This window comes from Streptomyces albicerus, assembly GCF_008905045.1.
Taxonomy (GTDB): Bacteria; Actinomycetota; Actinomycetes; order Streptomycetales; family Streptomycetaceae; genus Streptomyces; species Streptomyces albicerus.
The window spans coordinates 13,657-23,359 of the sequence record NZ_VWMY01000054.1 but is presented as its reverse complement, the minus strand read 5'-3'; the positions used below and the strand labels follow the sequence as shown (position 1 = coordinate 23,359).

The following is a 9,703-nucleotide window of genomic DNA, read 5'->3' as shown; positions in this document are numbered from 1 at the left end:
TCGGCCCGCGCCTCCGAGCGCGGGCCGACGCGCTCCCCGACCCGTTGTTCACCGGTGTGCCGGCCGGCAGGTGCCCCAAGAAGGAGGCGCCGCGGGCCCCTCGGTCGGGCCGGCGCCCAGCCGTCGCGCCCGACCGACACCGCAGTGCGCAGGTGATGGACGCCCTGGTTCCCCGACTCGGTGCCCACCTCGTCTTACCGGTTGAGAACGTTCGGCCGCCGGCCCTCCAGGCCCCACTGGAGTCGGCGGTCATCGGCTAGGCCACGGTCGTCGGCGAGGGAGACGCTGCCGGACGGTTTGCTCACAGCGCCGGTACCGGGAAAAGCAGGGACACCTTGGCGCCCGTTTCCCGTGCCGGCGCCGGGTTCATGGCCCGCACCGTGGTCCGGGTCCGGCCACTGGCAAAGACGAACACACGCAGCACCAGGAAACGCCCGATACCGGCGAGCCCGGCGGCGGAGAGGTAGACGACCTGCTCGTAGAGCACTCCGGCCGATGGCTGTACGAGGTGCAGGACGAGCACCGCGATGGAGGTCACCACGTAGGCGGCCGTGGCCGACCCCGCGGACTGCCAGTGCTGGCGCCATCCGGCATGCCCTGCCCCGAAGGTGAAGCGTGCGTGGAGCTCCGTACTGAGGAGAGTCGAGGCGACGGTGATCAGAGCATTCGCCACAGCCCAGGGCATCACTCCGCCGAGCCCGGCCACGGCAGTGCTGGACGCGACCCCGACACCGCCGCCGAACAGGACGAACCGGGCGAAGGAGCCGAGTGGACCGGGGGCACCCGGGCTCTGTCGCGCCGCGGCCGCATCGACGTCCGTCCGCTCCGCACCCAGCGCCTCGTCCGCTGCCCCAGGCATCGCCTTCGGCAAGACCAGCGACTTCATGGGGAGTCCCTTTCGGCTGAGAGTGGCTGGCCCCTTTGGCCGGCGGATTCGCAGGACGCTGCGCTCGCACGCTCGTCGAGGCTTTCGCATTACGACCATACGACAATAAGCAGTGAGCCGATCCGCGGGCAAGGGTCTGACCGGACTTTGGATTATGACCGTACTCACATAGGTGGCGGGGGTGCAGATTCACCACGGCGCACGCGCCCGGTGCGACAACCGCCTCCGCTGCTGCGAGGCCACCGGCCCGGGCGGCACCCCTTCCCGCGGCGTCTCCACCGATACCCCTCCACGTGCCACCTGCAGCGGCATGGGAACAGGGCTGCCGCGAAACGGGGGAGACTCCGCTACCGACCCCCGCACGCAGTCGGCCCGGGTCACGCCCTCGCCCAACTCACCCCGCCCATCTGGCCGCGGCGGCATGAGCAGGCGGACGCCTTCGCCCATCTCACGGCCCTGCCACGAACGGTCTCCTCAACTGGAGGTCACGTCGCATGAGGGGCCGGACGAGGCATGACTTGGCCGGGTCAGCTGACCCAACGCGAAACGGAGGCCAGGTGGCACCGGTCGTGACGGCGCCCTGGTGCGCCGGGCTCCGATCGCAAGGGCCGGTCCGCCTCGGCGGTGCACGGGGATCGGCCAGCCAGGCCAGAACGGTCGGCAGCGACGCCAGAGGCGGCGTCAGAGGCGGCGTCAGAGGCAAAAGCTCTGTTCTGACGTCGCCGCGCCAGGGCTCCGTACGGGCCTCCTACCTGCTTCCGGGCAGCACCTCGGACTCGGTCACGGCAACGCGGTCCGCCGCCGCTTCGGCGGCATGGTGCTGTGCCACCTGGATGTACCGCAGGCCGAACCAGGCGACCAGCGCGATCAGCGCGAAGGCCGCCCCGGCGAGGACGAAGCTGAGGGTGAACTGCGATTCGGCGGGCAGTACCGGGGAGCCGACGGGGAGGTGCCCGACGCTCTTGGAGGCCGGCACGGTGGTGATCATCGCGCTGCCGATGGCGCTGCCGGTGGCGCGGGAGATGGAGTTGATGACCCATACGGCGCCCATGGCGGCGGCACCGGCGAAGCAGCGACGAAGCAGCGACGACGTCGGGATGGCCGACCCAGTCGGCCATCCCGACGTCGGGCCGTTCCCCGAGAGCCACAGCCTGGGGCTGGGGACGTGGTGCGTCAGACGCGCTGCTCGGCGTCCAGCAGGGCGAGGGCGTTGTTTACCCCCTGATCGAGGAGCTCATGGGCGAGTTGACTGTCGGTCAAGGCGCGGGCAAGCTGCAGCGTCCCGGCCATCAGGCCGAGGAGGCTGAGCGCCTTCACGCGTGCGGAGGAGGGGTCCTCGGGCGCCATGCGGGCGGCAATGCCCTCGATGAGGACCAGCACGCCGTCGGTGTAAGCCTGCCTGGTTGTGTCGGTGCAGCGCCCGATCTCGTCGAGCAGAGCGGCGTTGGGGCAGCCGTCACCAAGACTGTCGCGGTGCTGGGGCGACAGGTACCCCCGCACAATCTGCTCGAGTCCGGCACGGCCAGGCGCAGCCCGCGCGACGACATCCTCGGCCTGCACCTTCAACTGCTCGGCGATTGCCGTGGTGACGAGGTCATCCTTGGATTCGAAGTGAGCGTAGAAGGCCCCGTTGGTCAGCCCCGCGTCCTTCATGAGCGTCGAGACCCCGGAGCCGTCGATACCGTCTTGCTTGAACCGGCGGCCCGCCGTCTCGATGATCCGCCGCCTCGTCTCCAACTTGTGCTCTTTTCCGTACCGCACCACAGCACACGCTCCTTCGCCGGCCGGAAGGACCGGTTGCCCTTCACCGACTTCACAGTCTATGGTATTGCGAACGTAATCCAAAGAGTCGACAGCGGCGACGGGCGGCCGCCTCGTCGCCGGTGCCCTCTGCGACAAGGACGACGGGCGAGCGTCGGGCTTCATCTGTGAGGGCAGCCACGTACCCGGCGCCTGAACTCGCCCTCGTCTGCGGGGCTCATGGCGTCGGCCGGCCGTCACCATGAGCCTCGCCCGCCACCCCACAAGCGCGCTGGCACTCATCGCCCAGGACGCCGTCGACCCGCCCCTGTCCGCCGCCGAGATCCGACGCGTACGCGTACGCGTCTGCGGAGCGGGCCGCTGCGCCCTGCGCTTCTCGGACCGCTCCTCCGCCCGCAACCGCCGGTGGTGCTCCATGTCCCGCCGTGGCAATCGCACCAAGGTCGCCTTACCAGGCGCGACAGGCGAAGCAACCGCGCCGCGTGACGCGGCGTACCTCAGTTTCAGCTTCGAGCCGGTCGCCCCGCCCAGAGCACTCGGCGCCCGAGGCCCGAGGGCCCTGCCTGCGGAGTCACACCTGGGGGGCGGGCACCGGGAAGAGCATGCAGCTGCTGGTGGCGTGGGCGAGGAGGCGGTCCTTCGCGTCGACCAACTGGGCCTGGGCGAGGGCGGTTTGGCGGCCCTTGCTGACGACCGTGCCGATGGCGCGCACCGGGCCCGTGTCCACCGTGATCCGTCGCAGGAACTTCACGGTCAGGTCGAGCGAGGTGTACGCCATGCCTTGCGGGAGGGTGGACTGGACGGCGCAGCCCGCCGCCGAGTCGAGCAGGGTGGCGAAGATGCCACCGTGCACGCTGCCGATCGGGTTGTAGTGCTCCTCCCCCGGTGTCAGCGAGAAGACCGCCCTGCCGGGTTCCACCTCGTCCAGGGCGAAGTCGACGGTGTAGTTGATGGGCGGCCCCGGCAGTCGCCCCGCCTGCAGCTCGCGCAGGAAGTCGATGCCGGCCATGCGCCCGGCGGCCTCCGCCAGGATCGCGGGATCTTCCCGTTTGTACGTACGCGTTCGCCCCACGGTCCAGCGCCCTTCCCTCTGACTGTCAGCTGACTTTTTCAAGTGAAGCTAGACTTTTGTTCGCCTGACTGTCAATGACGAAGCCAGACCCTTACGATTGCGGGATGGAGTGGCTTGAGGCGAGCACGGAGAACTGCCCCGTCCAGTGCACGCTCGACGTGATCGGGGAGAAATGGACGCTGCTGATCCTGCGTGACGCCGTCAACGGCGTCCGCCGCTTCGACGACTTCCATCGCCACATCGGCCTGTCGGAGGCCGTCCTCAGCGACCGCCTCCGCAAGCTGACCTCGTCCGGCATCCTGAAGACGGTCCCCTACCGGGAGCCCGGCAGCCGCTCCCGCAACGAATACCGCCTGACCCGCAAGGGCTGGGACCTATGGCCCGTCCTGATGGCGCTCAGCCAGTGGGGCGAGGCATACACCCTCGGTTCCGAGGGTCCTGTACTGGACGTCCGCCACACCGAGTGCGACGCCCCGGTCCGTGTCGTCGTCGAGTGCTCCGCGGAGCACTCCACCCTCACTCCCCGTGAAGTCACCGCCCGGCTGGCCACAGGCGCCCGCCTCCGGTCGTGAGCCATCGACCTCGCGGTCGCGGGCCGGACAGCGGTGAGACATCTGCTGAGTGCCGTGTACTCCGCCGCCGTTGCCCTGTTGCCCTGTGAGGCATGTGCTCTGACGAGTAGCCAGTGGGCTGCTTGAACCGTTGCTACCGCTGGCCAGAAGCCGGGGCGGCCGCCGGTACGGACGCGTCGGCAGTTGATCGACGGCATGCGGTGGCGGACCCGGGACAGGTGCTCCGTGGCGGGATGCGCGTGCCGATGGTGCGGGGGCGGTCGGGCATGCCGGGGCACGGTTGCTTGGCGGATCGCTCTGATACCACCGATCCGATCAGTGCCGCGTACTCCGCCGCTCTCAGATCGCTTCGGCCGCGCGGGCCCGGACATGACCCGGTCGAGTGGCCACCGGCCCCGGCGGTCATGCATGCCGACGGAGTCGCGGTTGAAGGACAGGAACTGCTTGGGGTCCAACCGGGTCAAGGTGGCGCGCAGCGTGTCCCAGGAAGTGGTGGCGACAACCTTCTCGATGTCCTTGCCGCCCTTGGGCCCGGTGCCGGCCCCGAAACTGCCGGACCAACCGGCCTACCGGCAGGTCATGGCGCTGTTCGCCGCGGCCGACACGCCGCTGCGGGCGCGGCGGGTGTGCGAGGCGACGGACATGAAGATTGCGCCCAACAACATCAACAACACCCGCCTGAATCTCAAGCGGCTGACCGAGCGCGGAACCCTGGTCAAGACGAGCAGGGCTTCTTCACCCAGCCGCGGCGGCCGGCCCGGCAAAGCTGCGGCCGGTCCGATGTCACTCCCGAAATGGTGAAACGGACATCAACTCACGTAGCCCTCTCAGGACTGCAACTGGGCGAAGAGCGTCGCCAGGTCGATGAGGCCCCAGTGCTCTGTGAGCTTCCCGTCGGCCACCTTGAACATGCGGAGCTCCAGCACCTTGATCGATCGGCCGGTGGCGGGAGTGCCGTTGAAGGGCCCGGTGTTCGTGCCGGTGAGGATGAAGGTGATCGCGAACCAATCGTCCTCGGCGACGACACGGACCGGCGTGGCGGCGAAGTCGGGGACCGCGTCGAGGAACGACGCCAGCACCGCGCGGGTCTCCTCGAGGCCGGTGGCGGTGCCGTCGGCGGCGTGGTTGCGGAAGTCCGGCGCGTACAGGGCGAACAGGGCGTCGAGGTCACGCAGGTTGACGAGCTTGACGTACTCATCGGCAAGTCGGTGCAAGTCGGCGGTGGACGGTTGGGTTTCGATGTTCGAGGAAGACATGTGCTTCTCCAATGTGGATGGACGGAGCGGCTCCGCCCCGGTGACGGACAGTGGAATCGGGTCGAACTGGCGGGTTGGACGAGCAGGGTCTGGCGATGGCGCCGGGCAGCGGCTGCTTCTTCTCGCAGAGGCGAAGCGCCCGGCCGGGGTTTGTCAGGCGGTGAGCGTGGGGTAGTCGGTGTAGCCGGCCTCGTCGCCGCCGTAGAAGGTGGCGGGGTCGGGGGTGTTCAGGGGTGCGCCGGTGCGTACGCGCTCGACGAGGTCGGGGTTGGCGAGGGCCATGGTGCCGACGGTGACGATGTCGGCCAGGCCGTCCTCGATGTCCTTCGCGCGGGTGGCGATGTCGGTGCCGGCCCGGTTGAGCACCAGGGTGTTCGGCCACAGCTTGCGGAGGGTGTGCAGGAGTTCGTCGTCGCCGCAGTTGCCGATGTGCAGGTAGGCGAGGTCGAGCGGGGCGAGGGCGCGCACGAGTGCCGGGTACAGCTCGTGGGTGTCACTCTCCGCGATGTCGTTGAACGGGTTGCCGGGAGAGATCCGCAAGCCGGTGCGGCCGGCGCCGATCTCGTCCGCCACCGCGGTGGCGACCTCGACCGCGAAGCGGATGCGGTTGTCGATGGAGCCGCCGTACTGGTCGGTGCGCTGGTTGGTGTTGCCGACGAAGAACTGGTGCAGCAGGTAGCCGTTGGCGCCGTGGATCTCGACGCCGTCGGCGCCCGCCGCGATGGCGGCCGCCGCGGCGCGCCGGAAGTCCTCGACCGTCGCGGCGACCTCCTGGGTGGACAACTCGCGCGGTACCGGCATCTCCTGAGGGCCGGACGGGGTGAACATGGCGCCCGCCGGCTGGACCGGGGAGGGGGCGACCGGCTGCCGGTGGTGGAGGGTGTTGTCGGGGTGGGACATCCGTCCGACGTGCATGAGCTGGATGACGACGCGTCCATCGACACCGTGCACGGCGTCGGTGACCTTGCGCCACCCGGCGATGTGCTCCTCGGAGTAGATGCCCGGGGTGAGCGGGTAGCCCTGTCCGTCGGCGTTGGGCTGGGTGCCCTCGGTGATGATGAGGGCGTGCGAGGCGCGCTGGGCGTAGTACTCGGCGTTCAGCTCGGTGGGTATGCCTTCCGGGGTGGACCGGTCCCGCGTCATGGGGGCCATCGCAAGCCGGTGCGGCAGGGAGATCTCCCCGGCGACGATCGGGTTCCACAGGGCATTCAACATGGATGTTTCCTCAAATAAGGGTGAGAGGGAGCTGCGGGGTGGCGGGCTGCCTGCCCCACGGGGAGCGCGTAGGCGGTGAGCGGCCGGACGGGCCGGGTGACCTTCCACCGTGGAAGGCGGACTGCGTGGAGGGGCAGCAAGCAACGGCGGAGGCCGAGCGCGTCGGTCTTCCCCCGGCCCACGCCGGAGGACGCATCGGTCGTGTGCAGCAGCGGCCGTGCCGTCGTCACACAGGGACGCCTCCCGCACCGGAGTTGGAGCGGCTGTCAGCCGCCAGAGTCGGAGCCGGCGGTCAGCCGCGGTAGCGATCGGCCGGCACCCGCTGCGACAGGTTCGGGACGAGCGTCTGACGCGCCTTCTCGAACGACTCCCAGTCGCTGATCTGGGGCAGTGACGGGATGGTGACGGGCTCCCCGGCGTCGAGGCCGGCGAGCGCCGCGTCGACGGCGTCGTCCGCACTCATGATCCACTCGTCGGGGAACGCCGCGAGGTCGAGGCCGGAGCCGTCCCAGAACTCCGTGCGGACGGCGCCCGGCAGAACGGCCTGCACCACGACGGGGCTCTCGGCGAGTTCCTGCTGCAGGGCCTGGGTGAACGTCAGCACGTAGCTCTTGGTGCCGCTGTAGACGGCGCTGACGGGCAGGATGTTGAGAGCCAGGGCAGAGGAGATGTTCACCACGGTGCCGTGCCCGCGGGCCGTCAGGCCCGGCAGGACCGCGGTGGTCAGCCTGGTCAGCGAGGTCACGTTGAGGTTGATCAGTGCCTCGGAGGCCGCGGCGTCGGAGCTTGCCAGCGGGGTGAACAGCGACCCGCCGGCGTTGTTGATCAGCACCGCGATGCTCTCGTCGGTCCGTAGACGCTCCTCGACCACGGAGATCTGCGCCGCATCGGTGAGGTCGGCGGTGACGACTTCCACCGCGCGGCCGGTGCGGCTGCGGATGTCCGCCGCCAGCGTTTCCAGCCGCGCAGCGTTCCGGGCCACCAGGATCAGGTCGTAGCCCCGAGCGGCAAGCCGCTGCGCGTAGGCGGCACCCAGGCCGGCGGACGCACCGGTGACGACAGCGGTCTCGTTCTGCGTGGTCATGGGTGGATCTCATTTCTGGGCTGGCGGATGAGTAGGGGCCAAAGCGTCGGCCCCGCTTTAGATTACGGTAGGTATCTAACGCCGTCCAGTCAACGGCCCCGACACCAGCCAGTCACCGCCCGCAGCCAGAGACTGCTCGACGTGCACGCGGGGTTACAGGGTCGGCGGCCGATCAGGTTCGGATGGAGACTCCCCGGACGCATGGCCGCTGTGGACGGTTTCGTGCACTGCCCTCACGACGAGCGCGCAGGCACGGCGAACGACTCCCCTGCAGAGACCTGCACGCCGCACACACGCCGAACCCAACGCGAGCCGCCTCCAACCGGCGTCGGATCACCCCCGACTACCCGGGGGGCGAGCAGCGCGGTACCGGGCTCGGCAGCCCCTGCCGTACGGAAAGACGAAAAGAGGGCGCTGCGGCCGCCCGCCCGGCACTTCGCATATGATAGATGCGCTTTACTATCTAACGTGGGCAGGTGACTGATGAGTCGGGTTTCGCAAGCCCAAGCGCTCGAGAACCGCAGGCGCGCGGTCGCCGCGGCCGCCCAGCTCTTCCGAGAGCGCGGTGTGAACGGCATCAGCGTCGCCGATCTGATGAAGTCCATCGGGCTGACCACGGGGGGCTTCTACAAGCAGTTCCCCTCCAAGGAGGCCCTGGTAGCCGAGGCGGCTCAAGCCGCTTTCGGGGACCTTGACCTACTCCTGGCGTCGTTCGACACGGCCCACGGCGACCACGACAGCGCGCGCGGCGCCCTCGTCGACTTCTACCTGTCGGCCGAGCACCGTGACCAGCCCGGCACCGGCTGTCCCACCGCGGGATTCGCAGGGGACACGGCTCGCGAGCCCACAGCTGGAGGGGTGCGCGAAACGTACGCAGCCGGAGTCGAGGCATTCGCCGCGTGGATGTCCACCGACACCGAAGACGGCCTTCCCATGGTGGCCACTCTGGTCGGCGCGATCCTGCTCGCCCGAGCCACGGCGGGCACAGAACTGTCGGAGAAGATCCTGGAGTCGACCCACAAGGCCCTGACTGCACCCGACGGGCCCTGACCCGGAATCCCGGACACCGGCTAGGCGGCTGAGGCCCAACTCCACGCGGTTAAGCGGTTGTTGGGCCCGTCAGGGGGTTGCGTTCCATGCGTCGGCAAGGACGCACTTCCCGTAACCGATCTTGAGGAGCCCCGCCGCTGGTGCTCCATGCCCTTGGGTGTGATCACGTACTTCGGCCGGCTCCGCGAGCCCGGCTCCTTGTAGGTCTCGGCGGCCAGGATCCCTTCCTCCACCGACATCCGGAGCCGCGCCGCGAGGAGGTTGCGTGGGCAGCCGAGGACGCGTTCGAAGTCGCTGAAGCGGGACGAGCCGCACCAGACCTCGCGCAGGATCAGGATCGTCCACCTCTCACCTACGACCTCAAAGGTCCGGGCAATCGAGCAGTTGGACGCGTCCCGGTCGAGACGGGGGTCCATGCCGGCGCCCTGAAGAGCCTCGGTCCTCGCATCCATGGGGTGGCCCTAACCTTACCTGAGTTTACTTTTCTATACTCAGGAGCTAACGTCGTAGCCAGCACATCAACCCGGCCGCACGCGAGAAACGGGCGCGCAGGGGGACCTGCGCGAAGAATCACATCAACCACCGGAAACCCACTTGGAAAGGCGGCCGGCGTGAAGGCATTCGTCGTCGAGAAATACGGCAAGGACGGCGTGCGCGCCGCAGAGGTACCCGAGCCCACCGTCGGAGACCGCGACGTCCTGGTCAGAGTGAGCGCCGCCAGCATCAACCCGCTGGACAAAATGGTCCGCAACGGGGAGTTCAAGCAGCTTCTGAAGTACAAGCTTCCGTTCGTGCTCGGCCACGACC

Annotated in this window: 12 protein-coding genes and 1 pseudogene; 5 read left to right on the top strand and 8 right to left on the bottom strand. The window is 69.1% G+C overall.

Going from position 1 to position 9,703, the window contains the following annotated elements; translation table 11 throughout:
* Positions 1–301: 301 nt before the first annotated feature.
* From GAS53_RS56945 to GAS53_RS38575, 3 genes are all read right to left on the bottom strand, one after another.
* Positions 302–886, bottom strand: coding sequence for a GtrA family protein (locus GAS53_RS56945; RefSeq protein WP_225859362.1), 585 nt, complete (start codon positions 884–886; stop codon positions 302–304).
* A gap of 748 nt (positions 887–1,634) precedes the next feature.
* Positions 1,635–1,937 (bottom strand): hypothetical protein, encoded by a 303-nt coding sequence (locus GAS53_RS38580; RefSeq protein WP_318723323.1) that lies wholly within the window; start codon positions 1,935–1,937, stop codon positions 1,635–1,637.
* A 122-nt stretch (positions 1,938–2,059) separates the two neighbouring features.
* Entirely contained in the window at positions 2,060–2,650 is a 591-nt protein-coding gene (locus GAS53_RS38575; protein WP_151482429.1) for a TetR/AcrR family transcriptional regulator, read from the bottom strand.
* A 238-nt stretch (positions 2,651–2,888) separates the two neighbouring features.
* On the opposite strand from GAS53_RS38575, the pseudogene GAS53_RS38570 reads away from it, so the two are divergent.
* Positions 2,889–3,041: pseudogene (locus tag GAS53_RS38570) on the top strand (CGNR zinc finger domain-containing protein); the annotation flags it as partial.
* Positions 3,042–3,218: 177 nt separating this feature from the next.
* On the opposite strand, the gene GAS53_RS38565 reads toward GAS53_RS38570, so the two are convergent.
* Positions 3,219–3,719 carry a PaaI family thioesterase gene (locus tag GAS53_RS38565; protein ID WP_151482428.1) on the bottom strand — a complete coding sequence of 167 codons (501 nt, stop codon included), beginning with the start codon at positions 3,717–3,719 and terminating at the stop codon, positions 3,219–3,221.
* A 104-nt stretch (positions 3,720–3,823) separates the two neighbouring features.
* Between GAS53_RS38565 and GAS53_RS38560 the strand changes: the two genes are divergently transcribed.
* Together GAS53_RS38560 and GAS53_RS55510 are read left to right on the top strand one after the other, a co-directional pair.
* A complete protein-coding gene (locus GAS53_RS38560) occupies positions 3,824–4,291 on the top strand; it encodes a winged helix-turn-helix transcriptional regulator (protein ID WP_151482427.1) in 468 nt (155 codons plus the stop codon).
* A gap of 477 nt (positions 4,292–4,768) precedes the next feature.
* Positions 4,769–5,092, top strand: coding sequence for a hypothetical protein (locus GAS53_RS55510; protein ID WP_192583468.1), 324 nt, complete (start codon positions 4,769–4,771; stop codon positions 5,090–5,092).
* A 26-nt stretch (positions 5,093–5,118) separates the two neighbouring features.
* Here GAS53_RS55510 and GAS53_RS38550 read toward each other — a convergent pair whose 3' ends face one another.
* From GAS53_RS38550 to GAS53_RS38540, 3 genes are all read right to left on the bottom strand, one after another.
* Complete coding sequence (locus GAS53_RS38550) at positions 5,119–5,547, bottom strand: ester cyclase (RefSeq protein ID WP_151482426.1); 429 nt, start codon at positions 5,545–5,547, stop codon at positions 5,119–5,121.
* 153 nt (positions 5,548–5,700) lie between these two features.
* Positions 5,701–6,762 (bottom strand): alkene reductase, encoded by a 1,062-nt coding sequence (locus GAS53_RS38545; protein ID WP_151482425.1) that lies wholly within the window; start codon positions 6,760–6,762, stop codon positions 5,701–5,703.
* Positions 6,763–7,054: 292 nt separating this feature from the next.
* Positions 7,055–7,846, bottom strand: coding sequence for an SDR family NAD(P)-dependent oxidoreductase (locus GAS53_RS38540; protein ID WP_151482424.1), 792 nt, complete (start codon positions 7,844–7,846; stop codon positions 7,055–7,057).
* A 483-nt stretch (positions 7,847–8,329) separates the two neighbouring features.
* On the opposite strand from GAS53_RS38540, the gene GAS53_RS38535 reads away from it, so the two are divergent.
* Positions 8,330–8,896 carry a TetR/AcrR family transcriptional regulator gene (locus tag GAS53_RS38535; RefSeq protein ID WP_151482423.1) on the top strand — a complete coding sequence of 189 codons (567 nt, stop codon included), beginning with the start codon at positions 8,330–8,332 and terminating at the stop codon, positions 8,894–8,896.
* 20 nt (positions 8,897–8,916) lie between these two features.
* On the opposite strand, the gene GAS53_RS38530 is transcribed toward GAS53_RS38535, so the two are convergent.
* The gene (locus tag GAS53_RS38530) at positions 8,917–9,348 is read right to left on the bottom strand and encodes a winged helix-turn-helix transcriptional regulator (RefSeq protein WP_225859361.1); all 432 of its coding nucleotides are present in this window, start codon (positions 9,346–9,348) and stop codon (positions 8,917–8,919) included.
* Positions 9,349–9,507: 159 nt separating this feature from the next.
* Here GAS53_RS38530 and GAS53_RS38525 point away from each other — a divergent pair.
* The coding region (locus GAS53_RS38525; RefSeq protein ID WP_404829387.1) for an alcohol dehydrogenase catalytic domain-containing protein at positions 9,508–9,703 on the top strand (196 nt) is incomplete at its 3' end.